Source organism: Paramicrobacterium chengjingii, from assembly GCF_011751765.2.
GTDB lineage: Bacteria > Actinomycetota > Actinomycetes > Actinomycetales > Microbacteriaceae > Paramicrobacterium > Paramicrobacterium chengjingii.
Map to the genome: position 1 here is coordinate 392,103 of NZ_CP061169.1, position 19,359 is coordinate 411,461.

Annotated in this window: 20 protein-coding genes; 6 read left to right on the plus strand and 14 right to left on the minus strand. The window is 62.1% G+C overall.

What is annotated here, in order from left to right:
- The first annotated feature begins 34 nt into the window (after nucleotides 1-34).
- Genes HCR76_RS02005 through HCR76_RS02015 form a run of 3 tightly spaced genes read left to right on the plus strand, consistent with a single transcriptional unit; the run spans nucleotide 35 to nucleotide 2,838 of the window.
- Nucleotides 35-958 (plus strand): carbohydrate ABC transporter permease, encoded by a 924-nt coding sequence (locus tag HCR76_RS02005; protein WP_235934382.1) that lies wholly within the window; start codon nucleotides 35-37, stop codon nucleotides 956-958.
- Nucleotides 959-966: 8 nt separating this feature from the next.
- Entirely contained in the window at nucleotides 967-1,830 is an 864-nt protein-coding gene (locus HCR76_RS02010; protein WP_235934379.1) for a carbohydrate ABC transporter permease, read from the plus strand.
- Between the two features lie 15 nt (nucleotides 1,831-1,845).
- Complete coding sequence (locus HCR76_RS02015) at nucleotides 1,846-2,838, plus strand: alcohol dehydrogenase catalytic domain-containing protein (protein WP_166985213.1); 993 nt, start codon at nucleotides 1,846-1,848, stop codon at nucleotides 2,836-2,838.
- Here the strand turns inward: HCR76_RS02015 and HCR76_RS02020 are convergent.
- From HCR76_RS02020 to HCR76_RS02035, 4 genes are all read right to left on the minus strand, one after another.
- Nucleotides 2,816-4,243 carry an MFS transporter gene (locus tag HCR76_RS02020; RefSeq protein ID WP_166985210.1) on the minus strand — a complete coding sequence of 476 codons (1,428 nt, stop codon included), beginning with the start codon at nucleotides 4,241-4,243 and terminating at the stop codon, nucleotides 2,816-2,818. The two genes, HCR76_RS02015 and HCR76_RS02020, sit on opposite strands and share 23 nt — an antisense overlap.
- Before the next feature lie 95 nt (nucleotides 4,244-4,338).
- A complete protein-coding gene (locus HCR76_RS02025) occupies nucleotides 4,339-4,476 on the minus strand; it encodes a hypothetical protein (RefSeq protein ID WP_166985207.1) in 138 nt (45 codons plus the stop codon).
- Between the two features lie 199 nt (nucleotides 4,477-4,675).
- Nucleotides 4,676-5,239, minus strand: a complete 564-nt coding sequence (locus HCR76_RS02030; RefSeq protein ID WP_166985203.1) for a TetR/AcrR family transcriptional regulator — start codon at nucleotides 5,237-5,239, stop codon at nucleotides 4,676-4,678.
- A gap of 64 nt (nucleotides 5,240-5,303) precedes the next feature.
- A complete protein-coding gene (locus HCR76_RS02035; protein WP_166985200.1) occupies nucleotides 5,304-5,861 on the minus strand; it encodes a TetR/AcrR family transcriptional regulator in 558 nt (185 codons plus the stop codon).
- Nucleotides 5,862-5,936: 75 nt separating this feature from the next.
- Between HCR76_RS02035 and HCR76_RS02040 the strand changes: the two genes are divergently transcribed.
- Nucleotides 5,937-6,641, plus strand: a complete 705-nt coding sequence (locus HCR76_RS02040) for an SDR family oxidoreductase (RefSeq protein WP_166985198.1) — start codon at nucleotides 5,937-5,939, stop codon at nucleotides 6,639-6,641.
- A 69-nt stretch (nucleotides 6,642-6,710) separates the two neighbouring features.
- On the opposite strand, the gene HCR76_RS02045 is transcribed toward HCR76_RS02040, so the two are convergent.
- Nucleotides 6,711-6,968 (minus strand): hypothetical protein, encoded by a 258-nt coding sequence (locus HCR76_RS02045; protein WP_166985195.1) that lies wholly within the window; start codon nucleotides 6,966-6,968, stop codon nucleotides 6,711-6,713.
- Between the two features lie 487 nt (nucleotides 6,969-7,455).
- Here HCR76_RS02045 and HCR76_RS02050 point away from each other — a divergent pair, with 487 nt between their 5' ends.
- Both HCR76_RS02050 and HCR76_RS02055 read left to right on the plus strand, forming a co-directional pair.
- Nucleotides 7,456-7,998, plus strand: coding sequence for a TetR/AcrR family transcriptional regulator (locus tag HCR76_RS02050; RefSeq protein WP_166985192.1), 543 nt, complete (start codon nucleotides 7,456-7,458; stop codon nucleotides 7,996-7,998).
- Between the two features lie 10 nt (nucleotides 7,999-8,008).
- On the plus strand, nucleotides 8,009-10,171 hold the full coding sequence (locus HCR76_RS02055) for a GMC oxidoreductase (protein ID WP_166985189.1): 2,163 nt from the start codon (nucleotides 8,009-8,011) through the stop codon (nucleotides 10,169-10,171).
- Here HCR76_RS02055 and HCR76_RS02060 read toward each other — a convergent pair.
- The 9 genes from HCR76_RS02060 to HCR76_RS02100 all read right to left on the minus strand — a co-directional run bounded on the left by HCR76_RS02060 (nucleotide 10,168) and on the right by HCR76_RS02100 (nucleotide 19,325).
- Nucleotides 10,168-11,100 carry a 2-hydroxyacid dehydrogenase gene (locus HCR76_RS02060; RefSeq protein WP_166985186.1) on the minus strand — a complete coding sequence of 311 codons (933 nt, stop codon included), beginning with the start codon at nucleotides 11,098-11,100 and terminating at the stop codon, nucleotides 10,168-10,170. The genes HCR76_RS02055 and HCR76_RS02060 overlap by 4 nt on opposite strands.
- Nucleotides 11,101-11,123: 23 nt before the next feature.
- Nucleotides 11,124-11,978: a fumarylacetoacetate hydrolase family protein gene (locus HCR76_RS02065; protein WP_166985183.1), complete on the minus strand. Its 855-nt coding sequence runs from the start codon at nucleotides 11,976-11,978 to the stop codon at nucleotides 11,124-11,126.
- A gap of 25 nt (nucleotides 11,979-12,003) precedes the next feature.
- Nucleotides 12,004-13,188, minus strand: coding sequence for an L-rhamnonate dehydratase (gene rhmD, locus HCR76_RS02070; protein ID WP_166985180.1), 1,185 nt, complete (start codon nucleotides 13,186-13,188; stop codon nucleotides 12,004-12,006).
- A 47-nt stretch (nucleotides 13,189-13,235) separates the two neighbouring features.
- A complete protein-coding gene (locus HCR76_RS02075) occupies nucleotides 13,236-14,258 on the minus strand; it encodes a zinc-dependent alcohol dehydrogenase (protein ID WP_166985177.1) in 1,023 nt (340 codons plus the stop codon).
- 4 nt (nucleotides 14,259-14,262) lie between these two features.
- Nucleotides 14,263-15,624, minus strand: coding sequence for an MFS transporter (locus tag HCR76_RS02080; protein WP_166985174.1), 1,362 nt, complete (start codon nucleotides 15,622-15,624; stop codon nucleotides 14,263-14,265).
- A 133-nt stretch (nucleotides 15,625-15,757) separates the two neighbouring features.
- On the minus strand, nucleotides 15,758-16,534 hold the full coding sequence (locus tag HCR76_RS02085) for an IclR family transcriptional regulator (RefSeq protein WP_166985171.1): 777 nt from the start codon (nucleotides 16,532-16,534) through the stop codon (nucleotides 15,758-15,760).
- A 31-nt stretch (nucleotides 16,535-16,565) separates the two neighbouring features.
- Nucleotides 16,566-17,015 (minus strand): DUF1801 domain-containing protein, encoded by a 450-nt coding sequence (locus tag HCR76_RS02090; RefSeq protein WP_166985168.1) that lies wholly within the window; start codon nucleotides 17,013-17,015, stop codon nucleotides 16,566-16,568.
- Nucleotides 17,016-17,121: 106 nt separating this feature from the next.
- Nucleotides 17,122-17,766, minus strand: a complete 645-nt coding sequence (locus HCR76_RS02095) for a PepSY domain-containing protein (RefSeq protein ID WP_166985165.1) — start codon at nucleotides 17,764-17,766, stop codon at nucleotides 17,122-17,124.
- A gap of 143 nt (nucleotides 17,767-17,909) precedes the next feature.
- Complete coding sequence (locus HCR76_RS02100; RefSeq protein ID WP_166985162.1) at nucleotides 17,910-19,325, minus strand: rhamnulokinase; 1,416 nt, start codon at nucleotides 19,323-19,325, stop codon at nucleotides 17,910-17,912.
- Nucleotides 19,326-19,359: the final 34 nt, after the last annotated feature.

The window sequence follows — 19,359 nt, forward strand, 5'->3', positions numbered from 1 at the left end:
GCTCTCCCCTCGCCGATATGAACGAGTGAGACGAATGACAACGACGTCGCTGAACCAGCTCTCGGGCAAAGAACGGTTCTCGCGCTGGGTGAACGCCCGCCGCAAATGGATCTTCGCCGCCCCCGCCATGATTTTCACCGCCATCTTGATCGGCTTTCCCATCGGATGGACCCTGTACCTGAGCGTCACGGACGCTAAGGGTTCTGTGCGTGCCCCGGCCGATTTCATCGGCTTCGAAAACTACCTCGACGTGCTGACGGACGTTGACCGGTTCTGGCCTGCTGCGCTGCGCACGGGCGTTTTCACGTTCGGTGCCCTCGCCATCGAGCTCATCGCTGGTATGTGCATCGCGCTTCTGCTGTGGCGGCCGTTCAAAGCGCAGAAATGGGTTCGCGTGGCGATCCTTCTGCCGTTCGTTGCCACCCCGGTGGCGATTGCGATGATGTGGCGCCTGATCTTCGACCCGAATATCGGCTTCGCGAACAGACTGCTCGGCTGGATCGGAATTGCACCGCAACCGTGGTTCTCCGAACCGGCGACGACGCTTCCGACGTTGATGTTCGTCGACATTTGGGAGTTCACCCCGATGATCGCGATCATTCTGCTTGCCGGCCTCACGTCGCTCTCTGACGAGCCAGACGAAGCGGCGCGCATCGACGGCGCAAGTGCGTGGCAGCGTTTTTGGTATGTGACGTTGCCGCTTCTGCGACCGGTTGTGCTCGTCGCTGTGCTGCTGCGCTCGATTGATGCCCTCAAGACATTCGACCTGCTCTATGTCGTGAAGGGGCAGGGCGGCGGGTCCTTCCATGAGGCCGAAACGTTGAACATCTACGTGTATGGGCTGAGCTTCAAGTACAACGACTTTGGAACGGCATCCGCCGTTTTGATCATCTTCTTCCTGATGATCCTGTTCGTGATGTGGTTACTGACTTTCCGTCGAAAGGGGGCAAAGCTATGAGCGCGACGATGACACCGAAGAATTCCGAGCGATCGGCCCCCGTCAAGCACAGGCGACCGGCACGGCTCAAGGCGTACAGCGCGTTCCGAGGCACAATGATCGTGCTCGTTGTGCTGGCGTTCCTCGTGCCGCTGGCCTGGATGGTCATGGCGTCGTTCAAGACGAACGTCGACATTCATGACACGTCGAAGTCGTTTCTCTTCACGCCGATTCTCGACAACTATTCGCATGTGCTCGGCAACGACAACTACCTCGGATTCGTGTGGAACAGCTTCTGGGTGGCGTTCTGTTCAACGGGCATCTCACTGCTCATCGGAGTGCCGGCGGCCTACTCGATGAGCCGGTTCAACATGCAGAAGTCGGCGCTGCTTGTGCTGCTCGCGCGCATCATCCCCGGTGTCAGCCTGCTTGTGCCGTGGTACTACGTGTTCGCGAACCTCGGCTGGGTCGGCGGGTACGGTGTGCTGATCGTTTCGCACATGTTCATTCTGATTCCGATCAGCGTGTACATCATGATGTCGTTCTTCGACTCGATGCCGATCGAGCTGGAGGAGGCGTCGCTTGTCGATGGGCTGACGCCGATCGGCGCGTTCCTGCGGATTCTGCTGCCGTTGTCCGTTCCGGGCATCGCGACCGCAGGCATCCTCTCGTTCATCTTCTCGTGGAACAACTTCATGTTCGCCCTCGTGCTCTCGGGTGCCAACACGAAGACGCTGCCTGTCGCGGTGTTCGATTTCGTATCGTACGCGAGCATCGACTGGGGTGCCATCATGGCGGCGGCATGCATCATGACTCTGCCGATCATCGTGATTGCGTTGTTTGCGCAGAAATACATCGTCTCCGGCCTGACCGCCGGCGCGACAAAGGGGTGATGGATGCTGTCGCGAATGAGCGCCGTCTTGAAGACGGCGCGCGGCGAGGCTGGTGTTGAGCTGGCAGAGGTCGACGTGCCCGAGCCCGTGCCCGGCTTCGCGCGCCTCCGAGTGATTGCGACGGGCGTCTGCGGCACCGACATTCACATTGCCCGCGATGAGTATGGCTACGACGCTCCCGTTGTGATGGGTCACGAGATTCTCGGCGACGTCGATGCCGTCGGGGACGACGCCGATCGGCACTGGGTGTCGCGACGCGTGGCGACCGAAACGTATTTCAGTACCTGCGGCCGTTGTGATTGGTGTCGTGACGGGCGGGTGAATCTGTGCCCGAACCGCCGTTCGATCGGCTCTTTCGAGAATGGCGGTTTTGCGCCGTACGTCGTCGTTCCGATCGGCAACCTTCACGGGGTGGCGGGTGAAAGCATCGGAGCGGTGCTTGCCGAGCCGCTCGCCTGTGTTGCGCAGTGCCTCTGCGACCCGGCGGTTGTAAACCCGGGCGACGAGGTGCTCGTCGTTGGCCCCGGCGCGATGGGGCAGCTGAGCGCTCAGGTTGCTCGTGCTCAGGGTGGCACCGTGACTCTTGCGGGACTGCCACATGACGACGGTCGGCTGCGGGTCGCCCGGGAACTCGGCTTCAGCACCACGACACAGACTCCGGATGCCGAGAGCTTCGACGTTGTGCTCGAGGCATCCGGAAGTGCTCCGGGCGCGGCACGTGCCCTCAGCGCGGTGAAGCGCGCCGGGCGCTACGTTCAAGTCGGCATTTTCGGACGTGACGTGGCGTTGCCCATCGACGCTGTGCTGTACAAAGAGCTCACGGTGACGAGCGGCTTCGCGTCGACGCCGGCGTCGTGGCGCCGAGCCTTGATGCTCATGGAGCAGGGCCTTGTCGAGCTCGACCCCCTTGTGACCGAGAGCGTGCCCCTCGCGGAGTGGGAGCGTGCATTCGAGAGCATTCGCGCCGGGAACGGCATCAAGACGGTCATCGATCCCCAGGCTGAGTGACGGCAAAGCCTGCCGCAACCGCGCCGGCGAGTGCAAATGCCGCGGCCCCGACAAACAGCCAGGAGAAGCCCGAGGTGAGTGCCTCAGGTGCGGCGATGCCAGCGTCCGTGAGCGCCGATGTGCGCGTTGCGGCGAGCGTCGAGAGCACGGCGAGTCCGAGTGCGCCGCCGATCTGTTGACTTGTGTTGACGAGCCCACCTGCAAGTCCGGCTTCACCGCCCTGTACGCCCTCGACGGCGAGTTGTGTTGTCGCGACGAAGGCGCCGCCGATGCCGATGCCGATCAGAACCGTCGGACCGAGAATCTGCGTCACGAACGCAGCATCCGATGGAGCGAACGCGAGCCACACGAGGCCCGCGGCAAGCACGACGAGGAAGCCGATGAGCGTGCTTTTCTCGCCGAAACGCGTGATCACGGCAGGTGCGATGCCCGCGAACACGACGAGCGCGGCGGCCAGAGGTAGTTGCGTGAGCCCGGCGGTAAGAGCGCTGTAGCCGAGCACCGCCTGCATGTAGATCGACAGAGCGAAGAACAGTGCGATCATTGCGGCTCCGACAAGCAGCATCACGATGTTGCCGACAGTCAAGCTGCGGTTGCGAAAGACGGCGAGCGGGATCAGGGGCTGTGACGTGCGCCGCTCGATCATCACGAGCGTGATGCCGAGAATGACGGCGGCTGCGGCGAGAGTCAGGGGCAGCGGATGCACGAATCCGACCTGCTCAACCGCGCTGAACGCACCGACGGCGGTCACGAGCGCACTTGTGACGGCGGCCGCGCCGAGGACATCCAGGCGGCCCCTCTGTACTGATGCGTCTGGGGCGACCAGGAGGGGGATCGCCACGATGACGGCGATGCCGATCGGCACGTTCACATAGAACACGGACTGCCAGCCCAGCGACGCGGTGAGCACACCGCCGAGCAGCACACCTGCTGCCGAGCCGATGCCTGCAACGCCGCCCCAGACGCCAAGCGCACGGGCGCGTTCTTGAGACTGGGTGAAGAGGTGGGTGAGCAGTGCGAGGGCGGCAGGTGCGAGCAGCGCTGCCGACACTCCCTGCATCACGCGTGCGGTGATGAGCATTCCGCTTGTGATCGAGAAGCCGGCAAGCGCGGATGCCACGACGAATCCCGCGGTGCCGACAAGAAAGAGCCGGCGATGCCCGTAGCGGTCGGCGAGACGTCCGCCGAGCAGCAGAAGGCCGCCGAAGGGAAGAACGTAGGCCGTAATGACCCACGCCAGTGCAGCGGTGTCCATATGGAGGTTGCCCCCGAGCACGGGCAGGGCGATGTTGACGATGGAGGCGTCGAGAACGACGAGAAACTGCGCCAACGCGAGGAACACCAGTGCGAGCCAGCGTCGAGGGCTTCGAACGGTCGCCGAACCAGCGACCTCGGTTGTAGACATTTTCATTGACCTTTCGGATCAGTGCGAGCAGCGCTCGCTGAGTTATTGGGGCGCTTCGTCACGGGCACGTGGCACCCGTGACGAAGCGCCGCGAATCAGTTCCAGAGCCCGAGCATCAGAATGATGCCAAGAGTGGTGGCACCGAAGACGATCCACCAGGCGGTCTTCTCGCCAGTCCACCGGGACGGAGCGGGGTCAGCGGTGTGACCGGTGGGCTCGATGTTGGTTGTCATTGCGTTCTCCTTTTCGATGTGTGATGTGCGTTACTGCCACTGCGTGAACATTGCGACAGCGAGCAGTGCGAGCGGGATCAGGGCGATCCAGCGCATTGTGATCTCGTTGGTCATGTTTCCTCCTTTACAAATAGAGTGTTCAGTCACTCACTCTTGTGGGCAACAAAAATCGGCGACGTCTGCGGTGTCGACGTTGAGGTCAGCGCGGGTGGCGGATGCCGTGGGAGAGGATGCCTGCCCAGGGCGCCCGCTGCTCGTCGATGCGAGCGGCGACGATCAAATGGCAGAGCTGCCCGTATGCCACGAAGCTCTGCACGGCGTCGTCGCTACCGCGGGACCGGCTTTTGGCGAACGACGTGATGCGCTCGAGTCCGGCGCGGAGCGCTTCGCCAACCTCGGAAATGTCGGCTACGGACTGCGCATGGGCCTGAAGCATGAGAAGGCGTCGATCGGCAATGAGCTCCGCATAGGCTCCGCCCATCTCGTGCAGAATGACCTGCGGCTCCTGCGGGGACGCCCCGTCTGCCCCCTGTTCAAGTGCTCCGAGTATCTCGGTAAAACACGACTCGAGTGCGGCAACGAAGAGGCCTTCCTTGCTGGGAAAGAGCTTGAAAACGTAGGCGGGGGAGATCTTCGCCGCACGGGCGACGTCGGCGACTGTCGTTCCGTGGAAGCCACCCCGCGAAAACTCGTCGAGCGCGGCGGCTGCGACGAGAGGTCGGCGCACTTCGGCCGTGGAGAGAGTAGAGCTTCGAGTGGACATATGAGTGACTGTACACTCACTCCCGGGGCGATGCAACTACGGGGCGTGGATGAAGCGTGATATTTTATGTCGCCGACGCGGCAAACGTGGAGAGCGCGATGTCTGCGATGGCGCGCACCTCCGTCGTGGATCCGCCATCGCGAGCACGTGTTGATAGTCCCTCGATGACGGCGATGATGAAGTCGGCCATGGCGCCGGGATCTGTCTCGGGTGCAACATCGCCCTCGCGGATGCCGCGTTGAATTCGCTCGGCAATGTGCCGACTCAGCTCTCGGCGCTCGCGGACTAAGCGTGGCTCGCTCAGGAGAAAGCATCCGGGTGGGTTGGCGTGATCTGTATATGCGGCAGCAGAGATTCGGACAAGCTCGCTGATGCCGGCGTGGGCGGTCGGCTGATCGAGGGCGCGATCCATCTGTGTGGCTACTCTGTCGAAATAATAGGCCGCCGCTTCGGAAAAGAGGGCGTCTTTATCGCCGAATGCGGCGTACAGGCTCGGCGCGGTGATCCCCATCGAGCGTGTGAGTTCAGCCACCGTCGTCTCGTCATAGCCGTTGCGCCAAAAGCGCTCCATCGCAACGAGGAGCGCTGCTTCGCGATCGAAGCCACGGGGACGTCCGGCCATTTCGTAATTCTATAGCAAGAGCTACGGAATGTGTTAGCCTCGTAAATCTATAGCAAATACTACAGAAAGGCTGGCATGCAGATTGAGGGAAAGGTCGTACTCGTCACCGGCGCGAATCGTGGAATCGGGGCCGAGTTCGTCACCCAGTTGAAGGCGCGGGGCGCGCGAAAGATCTATGCGGCCGCACGCGACGTCGCTACATTGCCTGACCACGGGATCGAACCAATCGAACTCGACGTAACCGACTCGGCGCGCATCGCGGCTCTTGCCGACGAACTCGCCGACGTTCAATTGATCATCAACAACGCGGGGATCGCAACGGGAGAGTCTCTTATCGGCGGTGACGTTGCACGCATTCGCCACGAACTCGATACGAACGCGTTCGGGCCGCTCCTTCTGGTTCGCACGCTAGCGGGTGCTTTGGCTGAGAACGGCGGCGGAGCGGTCATCAACGTTATCTCTGCGGCCTCGTGGTTCGCGGCGCCCGGGGCCACGAGCTATGCGCTGTCGAAGGCGGCAGCCTGGAGCGCGACGGACGGCATCAGGCTCGAGCTTGCCGGGCAGGGCACTCAGGTGCTCGCTGTGCACATGGCGCTTGTCGATACCGATATGACGGCCGCATTGGATGCACCGAAGACGAGTGCCGTCGATGTTGTTTCGGCCGCGCTCGACGGGCTGGAAGCGGGCGAGAGTGAAGTGCTGGCCGACGAGGCAACGCGTGGGCTCAAGCGCACGCTGAACCAGAGCCCAGAAGAGCGGTATGGGGCCCCTCTGGCGTGACAGTCATCGCCTGTGAGGCGGATGCCGAATGGCGAGGCAGCGCGCAGGGCGCTGCCTCGCAGCATCCGGTCATCTGAATCCGCCGTAGTACACGAGGGCGCGAGCGTTCGCGGCTTCGCGCTGCACGCGTGCACGCTCGTTCTGGTGCGCTGTGTGCGGGTCGATTTCGAACCGCGGGCGACGCAGCCGCGTGAGGAGCCGACTCAGCCATGACGTGCGCCGTGGCCTGCGCGTGCGCTGTGGCGGGTGACTTTCGGTTGGGGGCCGAGTACTCGGCGGATGCGAGGTCTCGACCGGCTGGACGGGGGACTGTACTGATGTGCTCACTGTGACTCTTTCGATGGTGTGTGAACTCGTGCGGGCGCGCTGAAGACCCCCGGCGCACAGGGCGTCGGGGCGCGACAAACGTCGCGATGGGTAAGCCGGTCAAAAGGCCCGCACGAAGGGGTGACCGACCGGCGTGAACGTGACCTATCGCCACGGAGGCGGGCAGGACGAATGGCGCCCTAAGTGGCGCTCAGAACAGGATGTTCAGAAAAGGGGAAGACCCCGAGCGGTTATGCGTTCCCGCAGGAGGCATTGCGCATGAGATCGCCGAGGACAAAGCCTGCAGCACCCTGTTCGTTCCGGGCAGTTGCGATGATCATTGTCGCCCCCTCTCTGCTTGTCGTTACGTCAGATGAACGACAGCTTTACAGACTATGGGTATGTGTGTGATGAGCGCAAGAGTTCTTGTGAAAAAAGTTCAGAAAGTTTAAGAGAAGCGTCGTCGCTGGCACTTGACGAAAGAAGATAGTGAGTGTTAACTTTCAAGGTGAGCACGCAGAGGAGAGCACGAATTCCGCTTGCGGTGCGACGGGAGCAGATTCTTGCTGCAGCGCTTGTTGAGTTCGGTCACAAGGGGCTGCATGGCGGGTCGACCGTTGCAATCGCCAGAGACATCGACATCTCTCACCCGAATCTTTTTCGGATCTACCCGACAAAGCACGAGCTCTTTGTCGCCGTGCTGAAGCATGTCTTCGAGAGAGTCGAGGCGAGGATGCTCTCGGTGGGTGAGAGTGCAGAAGAGAACCCGCTCGACGCGATGTCTGATGCATGGGGCGTTCTTATGCAGGAGCGTGATCTCATGTTCATGATCCTTCAAGGGTATGCGGCATCCGACGATGACAATATCCGCGACATTATGCGCGAGTGGACGCGCGAGGTCTTCGAACGAGTAGAGGTGCTTCCCGGCGTTGGCGAGGACGGCGCCCATGACTTTATCGCGCAGGGAATGTTCTACATGGCCGCCGCGGCAATGGATCTTCCTGCCCGCGGCGACGCGTGGGCGGCTCGTTTTCTCGCGTCGGGTGCCTGAGAGTCGAAACGTGACAGAGCATCAGAGTGCTGACGTCATCGTCGTTGGGAGCGGTTTTGGAGGTGCCGTCGCGGCTGCGCGACTTGCCCAGTCCGGATTCTCCGTCGTCGTTCTCGAACGCGGTCGCCGCTGGACACCCGGCAGTTTTCCGCGTCGCCCGCGCATCGACGACGGGTGGCTCTGGGGCGTGGACCGCGGCCTCTACAGCATCCGTTGGCTCGGGCGGATGCTGACGGTGCAGGCCGCGGGATGGGGTGGCGGATCGCTCGCGTACGCCAACGTCTTCGCGCGCCCGTTCGACCGGGCATTCGACGACCGCTGGCCGTCACGGCTACGACGTGGTCAACTCGACGCCTATTACGACCTCGCCGCACACATGCTGGGCGTCTCACCTGTCGGTATCGACCCGAGAATCGGACGCGTGCCCGCACGCACCGAATTGATCGAACGTCATATGCAGAACGGCAACCGCAGCGACGCGACCATGCGACCGAACCTCGCCGTGACTTTCGGTGACCCCGACATATGGAAGCCCAACAAACACGGAGTGCTTCAGCGCGGATGCGCCTTCGTCGGAGAATGCGTCATCGGGTGCAATCAGGGCGCAAAGAACAGCCTTGATCACACCTATCTCGCCGTCGCCGAGAATGCGGGAGCCATGGCCGTCACAGACGCCCAGGTGACGCGCATCGAGTCGCGCGACGGCGAGTACGTGGTGACGACGACCACGCCGTCTGACGCAGCATCCCCTCAGCGCACCTGGTCAGCGCCCCGCGTCATTCTCGCCGCCGGGGCCGTCGGGACGACCGAACTGCTTCTGCGTTCGCGCGACGTTCATGGCACGCTCCCACGATTGTCGTCGCAGTTAGGTGCCGGGTTTTCGGGGAACGGGGACTTTCTCACGCTTGCCGAGCTGAAGACGCCCCAGGGAGATATGAGCACCGGGCCGACGATCACCACAAGCACGATCGTCGATGTGCCTGAGGGCGGGCGTTCCGTCTGGTATCAGGTGCAGGACGGCGCTTTTCCACGTGCCGTCCACGACCTTCTCGACGCGGTCATGCCCGCCACGAGAGCGCGCGCATGGTGGCGTCGCCGCCGCAGTGCCATCCACGATCGGCGTCGCATCTTCACCGTTCTCGCCATGGGGCACGATTCGGGAAACGGCACGTTACGACTCAATCGCTTCGGAAGCGTGACGCTTGACTGGCGCAACCGGTGGCAGTCTCATCTCTACCGCTCGCAGCGGCGGATCGGCCCCCTGCTCGAGCGCCTGCTTCGCGCACGACTTTACAATCCGTTCACATGGTCCCTGCTCAGGAGGACGACGACGGTCCACCCGCTCGGTGGCGTCCGGTCGGGTGAGAACCCAGATGTGGCTGTCGTCGATGAGGCAGGAGAGGTTCACGGGTATCCGGGACTCTACGTGATGGACGGCGCCGTACTCCCCGCCTCGACGGGAGTGAACCCATCGGCGACAATTCTCGCCGTGGCCGAGAGATCGGTCGAGACCCTTATTCGGCGCGCGGGAAACCCCGAGTGGCGCGCCCCAGAGTGGAGTGACGTCATGCCATCGTCCGTACCCGAAGACCGCGCTGCGCTCTTTGCCGCAGACCTCCACGCGTCGACGCGTGGAGGAGGCGTTCACTTCGCCGAGAGGATGCTCACGGAGCCATCGGCACGCTCACAGGTCGCCCTGATGCTGACCGTCGAGGCTGCGAGTATCGACGGTTTTCTCACTGACCCCGCGCACACTCTCCAGGTCGTGGGCACCGTCGACGCGGAGAACATCGCGACGGGCGTCGCAGTGAGAGGAACTCTCTCGCTGTTTCCGGACGGTCGCGACGAAGCGATGATCTACGAGCTTCAGTTCACCGACGATAGCGGCCGTGAGCTGACTCTGTCGGGGACGAAATCGGTGTCGTCTCGCACCCCGCTTGGGCTGTTGAACGGACTCACACGACTGCGCGTCACCATCCAGCCAGCGGACGCCGTGGGCGACAGTCAGCCTGACCATGAGATGGTGATCGGGTGGCGGGACCTCGTCAGTCTCCTGACGTCGATCAGGGGGAGAGGTTTCACTCGATCGCGTCGGCTGCGCACGGTCACTCGCTTCGCGGCCTTCTTCGTGCGCTCCGCGGTGACAAGGCCGCCGGTGCGTGCACGCCGCTAGCGTGGCTCGGGGGCGATGACGACGTTTTCGAAGACTTCGCCCGCGAGCGCATGGTCGATCTGGCGGCGGAGCAGCTTCGCCATGCGCGGGAGCATTGCCGTTGAGGCGCCGCCCACGTGCGGGGCGATGAGCACGTTGGGTAGGGAAAAGAGCTCATGGCCCTCGGGAAGCGGCTCGGGCTCGGTCACGTCAAGGCCGAATCGGAGACGACCCGTGCGCGCTTCGACAAGCATGGCTTCCGTGTCGACGACCTTTCCCCGAGCGACATTGACGACGAGCGCGTCGTCAGAGAGCGCGGCGAGAAATGCAGCATCCACGAGGTGTGTTGTCTCGGCGTTGAGCGGAACGGAAAGAATGACGATCTCCGCTTCGGGAAGAAGCACGGGCAGCTCATCGAAACCGTGAACGTGGCCAGCAGTGACGTCGCGTGCGGTGCGGGCTACGCGAGTGACGGATGCCTCAAAGCCCTCGAGGCGCCTTTCGAGGGCGGCCCCGATGCCGCCGTAACCCACGATGAGCACGCGTCGATCCGCGAGGCTGGCGTAACGGGCAGGGGACCATGTGCCCTGGTCTGCGGCGCGCACGAAGTCGGGGATTCCTCGTTGCGACGCAAGAATAAGCGCCATCGCGAGTTCGGCCGTTGACGCCTCGTGAACGGATGCCGCATTGGCGAATGCTCTGCCTGAGGGAAGGTATTTCGTGACGCCGTCATAGCCGATGGACTGGCTCTGCACCAGCTGAGTCGTTACCGTCTCAAGATTCGCGAGTGGTCGAGGGCCGCCCATGTACGGGCCTACGGCAATGTCGATGTGATCGACCGGCGCAGGGCCGTCCATGTCCCAGCGGATCATTTCGACGCCGTCGGGCACGTCGCCGACCATGTTTCGCAGTGCATTACCCGGAGTGCTGACGACAAGGCGTTGTGACATGCTCCGAGCCTACCTGCGCAGCTTCACGTGAGTGCTGGCACCAGGTGCTGTTTCTGTGTGCCGAGCCCTTCAATTCCGATCTCCATCGTGTCGCCAGCGCGAAGATACGGGAATCGACCAGACAGAGCGACCCCTTGCGGCGTACCTGTGTTGATGAGGTCCCCTGGCTCGAGCACGAGGTACTGCGAGAGGTGGTGCACAATTGTGGCGACGGAGAAGATCATGTCGTTTGTGTTGGAATCCTGCCTCGGTTCCCCGTTGACGCGCGACCACAGGCGCAGAGATTGAGGATCCACATCGTCTGCCGGGATGAGTGCCGGCCCGAGCGGATTGAATGTCTCGCAGTTCTTCCCCTTCGACCACTGACCACCTGAGTGAGCCGATTGGTATTCGCGCTCCGAGACGTCGTTGCTTACGACATAACCAGCGATATGCTCCAGGGCCTCCTCGGGCGACGTGAGGTAGCGCGCACGCGTGCCGATCACCACGCCGAGCTCGACCTCCCAATCGACGCGCTGTGCGCCCGGAGGAATGGCGACGTCGTCGAATGGGCCGACAATTGTGTTGGGATGTTTGTGAAAAAGAATCGGCACTTCGGGAGGAGCATCGCCAGATTCGGCTGCATGCGCCGCGTAGTTTTGCCCGATGCAGAGAACAGCCATCGGATGAGCGATAGGTGCACCAATGCGCTCCCCCTCGGCATCCGTCACCTCGACCAGATCACCTGCCGACAGCGCTGCACGAGCGCGCTCAATACCGTCTTCCGCGAGGAATGTTCCGTCGATATCCGCGGTCAGCGAGTCGAGGGAAAACGTGCGCCCGTTGCGACGAACGACAGGGCGCTCGCTGCCAATCGGACCGAGTCTCATGAGTTCCATGTGCTTCTTCCTTCGTGTTGTCGCCTCAGTGCGTGTACGGGCGGTGCTTGTCGATCTCGGGATTCAGCTCGACGCCAAAACCAGGGGTCTCGGGAACCGTGAGTCGCCCGTTCACGGGAACGGGCTCGCCGAGCAGCATAGGCGAGAACATCGGGACTACCTCTTCGGCGGTTTCGTGCATCATCAGGAACTCCGCGAATGGGCTGTTCGTACGTGTGACGACGAAGTGGTATGAGTACACGGATGAGCCGTGCGGGATGACTAGTGCACCGTGGGCGTCTGCGAGCGCCGAGATTTTGATGAGCTCCGTGATACCACCGCACCAACCGACATCGGGCTGGATGATATCTGCGGCATCCATCTCGAGAAGGTGACGAAAGCCCCAGCGCGTCGCCTCATGCTCACCTGTCGTGACGAGCATTGTCGGCGGAACGTTCTTCTTGAGTTGCGCGTAGCCCCAATAGTCGTCGGGAATGAGTGCTTCCTCGATCCATTTGAGACCGTACTCCGCTGCCCCGTGGGCGAGGCGCGTCGCATATTCCACATCGAGCGACATCCAGCAGTCGAGCATGAGCCAGAAGTCATCGCCGACCTTCTCGCGCATATCGCGGATCATCTCGAGGTTCTTGCGCATCCCTTCTTCGCCCTCGGCCGGACCGTGGTGGAGGGGCATTTTTCCTCCGATGAAACCGAGCTCTTGCGCTTTGTCTGGCCGCGCGCCAGTTGCATAGAACTGCAGTTCGTCTCGCACGGGCCCGCCAAGAAGAGCGAATACTGGCTCCTGCCGGATTTTTCCCAGCAAGTCATAGAGGGCGAGGTCGACTCCCGAAATTGTGTTGAGAACAACGCCTCGACGTCCGTAGAACAACGTCGACTTATACATCTGATCCCAGATGCGTTCGATGTCGGTGACCGTAGCTCCCTCAAGGAAGCGTGCAAGGTGCTTCTCTACGATGAATGCGCCGATTTCGCCCGCCGTTGTGACAGAGAACCCGACGGTACCGTCATCAGCTTCGATCTCGACAACGAGGGTGCCGAGAACGTTCAGCCCGAAGCTCTGACGCGACTCCCGATACTCCGGATAGACAGACATCGGCGTAGCGATATGGTCGTCGATCCAATGCCCACGTTGCTGGTCGTGGTAGTCAGCGCCCCCGCCGCGCAGGGTATAGGCGCGTACCTGACGGATGATTCTTTCGTTGGCAGCCATGATCTCTACTTTCTCCGAGCGAAGCTCGACACGTGAATGCTGAACGCTCAGCGGTCGAACCGTACGAGCACTTTTCCTGCGGTACCGTCGCCGGACGCGAGTGACCGAAATGCGGCATCGGCTTCATTCGGTGCAACCTGTCTGCTGATGAGCTCACCGAATCGCTCATCTCCGTGAGCGACGAACATAGCGGCATCGGTGAAGTCGATCGCCGAATAGGTGAAGCTGCCGACGATCGTACGCTCCTCGGTGCTAATGCGGAACGCGTCGAGTGACAGCTCTGGCGAGCCCATTCCGACAAGGCAGACGCTCCCGCCGAATTTGGTCGCGCTCACCGCATCGCGGAGGGTGGGACTGATACCGACGGCGTCGATTGCCACATCAACAAGACCGCCGAGACGCGTCACGTTCGATGTGACGTCGCCGAGTTTAGGATCAAGCACCGTTGCCCCGAGTCGTTCGCAGAGTGCGCGCCGGGCTGGATCGAGCTCGCTGACGTACACGGTCTTGACCCCGTGCATCGTGAGTGCGATGACGGCGGACTGACCAATAGGCCCCCCGCCGACGACGAGTGCACGTGATACGTCGGGCGTGAGAACTCTTCGCACGGCATGCACCGCGACAGCAAGAGGTTCGATCAGCGCGCCATACTCGATTGGCATGTCTTCGGGCAGCGAAACGATGTTGCGAGCGGGCACGGTCACGTAGTCCGCAAACGCTGCGTCAATTTCTGGTGCGACTCCGATTACGGTCTTGTCGGGCGAATGCTGCTCCCGACCTCGGTATTCGTGTGACTGGGACTCCGGGATGACGACAGGGTTGAACGTCGCTGGCGCTCCAATGTCGACCCCCGAGACTTTTGTGCCGACGGCATCCACGCGACCGACGGTCTCGTGCCCCATGACCTGACCAGGGAAGCGGCGGCCGTTCTCGCCCGTGAATCCGTGAATGTCTGAACCGCAAATTCCGGTAGCCACGACCCGGAGGCGAACTTCGTCGGGTGCGAGTGCTGCGGCCGCGCGCTCCTCGACGGCCAGCCGCCCGATTTCGGCCAATACAAGTGCACGCATCTAATCATTTCTCCTTGATCGCGGCGAATGCGCCGGTGGCGTCACGGCCGTCTGTTGCCTTGATGAGTGGACTGATGAGGGTGCTTGCCCAGATCATTGCCGCGCCGACAAAGGCAATGATCGCCAAAAGAATCAGTCCTGCGTCGGGGCCGAAGGCCCCCTCAGCCCATGTCTTAGCGACAGGGGCCACGAAACCTCCGAGACTCCCAATCGCGTTGATGAGTGCGATTCCAGATGCAGCGGCGGCGCCGAGCATGAACGAGGTCGGCAGCGTCCAGAAAACGGGTTGCACCGAGATGAACCCTGCAGCGCCAAGTGAAAGCGCCGCAAGCCCGAGGATCGGGTTGTCAAAGACGCTCGACAAGACAATTCCGAGCCCTGCAGCAGCGAGCGCGCACGTGGCGATGAGACGTCGCTGACCGGAACTGTCGGCAAGGCGGGAGAGCACGAATGTGGCGATCAGAGCGAAGCCCCAGGGAACCGCTGTGAGAAGCCCCACCTCGAGACCGACGTCGGTGCCGACAAGCGCTGCGATCTGGCTTGGGAGGTAGAAGGTGATGCCATAGACGCTCATCTGAATGGTGAAATAGATGGCCGCGAAGTAGAGAACTTTCGGATTCGTGAGTGCGCGAATCGACCCCTTGGGTGAATGGTCCTCCTTGGCCGAGTCTTCGATAGCAAGCTCGGCGAGCAGTGCGTCGCGCTCCCCGGTGGAGAGCCACTTGGCTTTATGAGGGCCATCGTCGAGATAGAAGAAGGCGATGATTCCGACGATGACTGTGATGACGCCTGTCACAGAGAACATCAGCTGCCACCCCGTGAGGCCGAAGAGTCCGTGCATATCGAGAAGGGCACCTGAGAGGGGTCCGCCGAAGATGAACGCCAGGGGAGCTCCGAAGTAGAAGAGGCCATTGACCCGTGCGCGGTAGTTGAGCGGAATCCAGTACGTGAGGAACAGAATTACGCCGGGGAAGAACCCCGCCTCGGCAACGCCGAGCAGCACTCGGAGTAGGTAGAAGATCCACTCGTTGTGTGCAAACACCATGAGGGTCGAGACGATGCCCCATGTCACCATGATGCGTGCCATCCAGATCTTGGCGCCGACCTTGCGCATGATGATGTTGCTCGGAACTTCGACGGCTGCATAGCCGAGGAAGAAGATTCCGGCCCCGAGCGCGTACGCGGCGTTGGATATGCCCGTGTCAGCCTGAAATGCCTCTTTGGCGAATCCAAGGTTGGAACGATCGAGGAACGCAAGGATGTACATGAGCAGCAGAATGGGAATCAGGCGCCAGGTGACCTTGCGAACGACTGCGCCGAGCGTTCGATCCTGCGTGGCGCGTACCCGTGGGGACTGAGAGGACATTGCTCATCTCCGTTGACTTCGTGTTCTCAAGACGATTCAGATTCACGTATGTGAACTGGCATTCAAGTGGATGAACGCGAGGCAGTATTGCACCACCGGCGTGGAAAGGCAAGCAAAGCCCTCGGAGCGTGGCTCAGCTCCGTGTAAGACCCATTCCTTCGCGAATCAGAGCGGCAGCTCTCGAAAGCGGAGCGTAGAGCGAGTGAGGCCATGCCTCATCGGTTCTATGGCTGGGCATCGTAATGCTCAACGCTGCGGCAATCCCCGTCTCGGACTCCGACGTCAGCGGAACCGCAACGCATCTGCAGTCATCGACGAACTCCTCATCATCGAGCGCGTATCCGGTATAGCGCGCCGTGTCGACAAGCGCGAGTAGCGCGTCGACGTCCGTGACAGTGCGCGGCGTCAGGCGAGGAAGCACGACTGCGGTCAGTCGACGCTCGACTTCGTCGTGGTCGAGGGTGCTGAGTAGGGCCTTGCCAATGCCTGTCGCATGAGCGTGTAATCGCATGCCCACCATTGAGGCGAGCCGCATGGGATTCGGCGACGGGCTGATGCCGATATAGACGTTCTCGACTCCGTCAAGCCGTGCAAGCTGAACAGTCTCACCAGTCTCGGCCGTCAGCTGGTTCATGATCGGCTGCGCCTGCTCGATCAGCAGACGATGACCGTCATACTGCTGCCCGATTTGCCAGGTTCGCAACCCAAGCGTGTATCGGCGATTATCGGGATGCTGTTCAAGCCAGCTGGACGACACCAAAGTGCGCAGCAACCCATGCGCACTTGAACGGGGGAGCGAGAGAGCCTCGAGAATCTCGGTGAATGTCGCGGACCCGGCACCCGCAATGAAGTCGATGATGTCGAGGGCGCGATTCGCCGATTTCACAGGCTGTGCTGTCTGCTGAGACATGGGTCGAGCCTACTGCCGCAGTGCTCAGGTCTCAGGCCATCGCCTTCTTGACCAGAGCGACGATCGTCTTCTCTGCCGCGGCGGTGAGCTCGGTGACCGCGTACGACGTCGGCCAGAGGCCGCTGGAATCGTCAAGAGCCGCCTCAGGGGAGAACCCGAATGTCGAGTACCGCTGCTTGTCGGTGTCGCCGCTGCGAAAGAAGCAGACAACTTTGCCGTCTCGCGCGTAGGCGGGTTGACCGTACCAGAGCTTCGGTGAGAGTTCCGGTGCCGTTGCCGTCACGATCGCGTGAAGACGTTCGGCCACGACGCGATCAGAATCAGACATCGACTGGATCTTGTCCAGAAGATCGAGCTCTTCAGAGGCCTTCTTGTTTCGTTTGCCACGGCTTGACTCGTTCTTGAGCTCTGAAGCCCGGGCCTTTATCGCTGCCCGTTCTTCGTCAGAAAAGCCACCGGTGCCGCTGTTTTTCGTGCTCATCGCCGCCACTCCCTCTCGGATTACGGGTGATGTGCTCTTCACACTAGTTGTGTCGAGTGCTCACGACTTCTCGATTTCTGATCAGTTTCCCCACGTGCCAGCACTCTTAATCGTCAGTTGTGAGTAGCTCACCGGTTTCGGCGTTGATCGTCACTTCGTAGTCTTCGCCCGAGTCCGCGTCGATGTCGAACTGCCACTGCGGGCCACTCTCTGTGCCTTCTAGCTTCCATTCATTGACGGTGCCATCCTGCGCGTCGAGAGCCGTGGCGAGCGCGTCATCCCACGAAACGATGTTGTTAAGATCGATCACCTCTGAGGTTTTTTCGGCAACGTCATCCGATTCGATCTTCTCTGTTCTCTCACCGAACTTCTCGCCCGTGGTGGCGTCGATACGCACCTCATACTCTTCGCTGTCTGAGACCAACTCGATCGAATATGCGTAGCGATCGCGGCTCCAATCAAGCTCGATCTCGGCGAGATCGCCGTCGAATGCGCTCTGCGCCGTCTCAACGGCATCCTCCCACTCGATCGCGAAGTCCGTGGTCGCCAGATCGGCACCGCGCTTGGTCGTGGACGCGTCGGACCCCTCCGCGTTGCCGCTGGAGTTCTCGCTGCTCTGAGACGAACCTGACGTGGAATCGCCGTCTGCGGCCGACGTCGACCCTGTGTCATCGGCGCAACCGGCCAGTGTCAATCCGAGTGCCAGTGCAGCTGCTGTGATTGCTGTAGTGCGGATGCTGTGAAGTCTCATACCGTCACCATAAGCATGTGCTGGACGATGCGGGCACTAAATGAGAGGAGTCTCATGTGTGCCTCATGCGACCGTATCGCGCACAAGGCGATGTCGCACCATCCCGGTTAGGGCGGTCCCTACCGGGTGCTCAGGGCACACGATCACGGGTCGAATCGGCGAGGTGAAGTCGTGCGAGCGACCAAATGCCGCAGGGCCTCGAGGCTGCCAGTCACCGCGCCGAGCGCCCGCGCCTGCACAAGCACGTTGCCGAGTGCAGTGGCTTCGACGGGTCCCGCGAATACGGGGAGCCCCGCGCGCTTCGCCGTCAACCGGCAGAGCAGATCGTTCTGTGATCCGCCGCCCACGATATGGATCGCCGACACCGTCTTTCCTGACAGCTCGGATGCCGCGAGCACGGCGTCCGCGAAAGCATCCGCGAGACTCTCGATGATGCAGCGCACCATTGCGGTGCGCGATTGCGGAACTGGCATTCCGCGTTCTGCCAGCCATGCGGAGATGCGCGACGGCATATCGCCTGGCGGAAGAAAACGGGGGTCATTCGCGTCGAAGACGGGCTGCTCATCGGAAACCGCGGCGGCTGCCCCCAGCAGCGCGACAAGATCGATCGCCTCGCCCGACTCCGCCTCCCACGTGCGCACCGATTCCGAGAGCAGCCATAGCCCCATGACGTTGTGCAGAAATCGCACGCGGCCGTCGACGCCGCCCTCGTTCGTGAAGTTAGCCTCGCGTGCGGCATCGGAGAGCACCGGATGCTCGAGCTCGACGCCGACAAGTCCCCACGTTCCACAGCTGATGTAGGCCGCGTCGGTGCCGGTCATTGGAACAGCGACGACAGCGGAAGCCGTGTCGTGCGATCCGACAGCCGTGACGGCGACACCCTCGAGGCCGGTCGCGCTCGCTGCCGTTCCGCTGATATGGCCGATTGTCTCACCGGGGCGCACAAGGGAAGGAAGGATGCTTCGAGGCAGCCGCAGCCGCTCGATGAGTTTGTCGTTCCACCCGCTTCCGTCGACGCGCAGTAGACCCGTCGTCGATGCGTTCGTCACCTCGGCTGACGCATTGCCCGTGAGCCAGTATGCGAGCAGATCGGGGATCAGCAATGCGCTGTCAGAGTAGTGGAGGTACCCGGCAGCACGGTCGGCGGCCAGCTGATAGAGCGTATTGAACGGCAGAAACTGCAGTCCGTTTTCGGCGTAGAGCTCGGCGAACGGCGTTGACGCGTGTACGTCGGCGACGGCGGCATCCGTTCTGCCGTCCCTATAGTGAAACGGCAGACCGAGCAACCGGCCATCGCGCATCAGACCGTAATCGACGGCCCACGCGTCAATGCCGATCGAGGCGATGTCGTCGACCGTGGATGCCGCGGTGCGCAGCCCCTCGGCGGCGGCGCGGTACAGCTCAACGACATTGACATGCAGTCCGTCGCGCAGCGCGACGGATCCGGTGGGGAAGCGCGCAACTGCGTTGAGCCTCAGCTCGTCTGGCCCGACGCGGCCAAGCATGACTCGGCCGCTCGACGCCCCCAGATCAACTGCGGCGACGGTCGTTGTGCTCATGCGGTCTCACCGCCGGAGTCGTGCATCGCTGTGG

Bases quoted from the DNA above. Each gene is read 5' to 3' on its own strand.
- HCR76_RS02015 (WP_166985213.1), top strand. From the start codon at position 1,846: ATGAGCGCCGTCTTGAAGACGGCGCGCGGCGAGGCTGGTGTTGAGCTG.
- rhmD (WP_166985180.1), bottom strand. From the start codon at position 13,188: ATGGCTGCCAACGAAAGAATCATCCGTCAGGTACGCGCCTATACCCTG.
- HCR76_RS02060 (WP_166985186.1), bottom strand. From the start codon at position 11,100: ATGTCACAACGCCTTGTCGTCAGCACTCCGGGTAATGCACTGCGAAAC.
- HCR76_RS02025 (WP_166985207.1), bottom strand. From the start codon at position 4,476: ATGACAACCAACATCGAGCCCACCGGTCACACCGCTGACCCCGCTCCG.
- HCR76_RS02090 (WP_166985168.1), bottom strand. From the start codon at position 17,015: ATGAGCACGAAAAACAGCGGCACCGGTGGCTTTTCTGACGAAGAACGG.
- HCR76_RS02020 (WP_166985210.1), bottom strand. From the start codon at position 4,243: ATGTCTACAACCGAGGTCGCTGGTTCGGCGACCGTTCGAAGCCCTCGA.
- HCR76_RS02065 (WP_166985183.1), bottom strand. From the start codon at position 11,978: ATGGAACTCATGAGACTCGGTCCGATTGGCAGCGAGCGCCCTGTCGTT.
- HCR76_RS02095 (WP_166985165.1), bottom strand. From the start codon at position 17,766: ATGAGACTTCACAGCATCCGCACTACAGCAATCACAGCAGCTGCACTG.
- HCR76_RS02080 (WP_166985174.1), bottom strand. From the start codon at position 15,624: ATGTCCTCTCAGTCCCCACGGGTACGCGCCACGCAGGATCGAACGCTC.
- HCR76_RS02010 (WP_235934379.1), top strand. From the start codon at position 967: ATGACACCGAAGAATTCCGAGCGATCGGCCCCCGTCAAGCACAGGCGA.
- HCR76_RS02075 (WP_166985177.1), bottom strand. From the start codon at position 14,258: ATGCGTGCACTTGTATTGGCCGAAATCGGGCGGCTGGCCGTCGAGGAG.
- HCR76_RS02040 (WP_166985198.1), top strand. From the start codon at position 5,937: ATGCAGATTGAGGGAAAGGTCGTACTCGTCACCGGCGCGAATCGTGGA.
- HCR76_RS02030 (WP_166985203.1), bottom strand. From the start codon at position 5,239: ATGTCCACTCGAAGCTCTACTCTCTCCACGGCCGAAGTGCGCCGACCT.
- HCR76_RS02100 (WP_166985162.1), bottom strand. From the start codon at position 19,325: ATGAGCACAACGACCGTCGCCGCAGTTGATCTGGGGGCGTCGAGCGGC.
- HCR76_RS02005 (WP_235934382.1), top strand. From the start codon at position 35: ATGACAACGACGTCGCTGAACCAGCTCTCGGGCAAAGAACGGTTCTCG.
- HCR76_RS02035 (WP_166985200.1), bottom strand. From the start codon at position 5,861: ATGGCCGGACGTCCCCGTGGCTTCGATCGCGAAGCAGCGCTCCTCGTT.
- HCR76_RS02085 (WP_166985171.1), bottom strand. From the start codon at position 16,534: ATGTCTCAGCAGACAGCACAGCCTGTGAAATCGGCGAATCGCGCCCTC.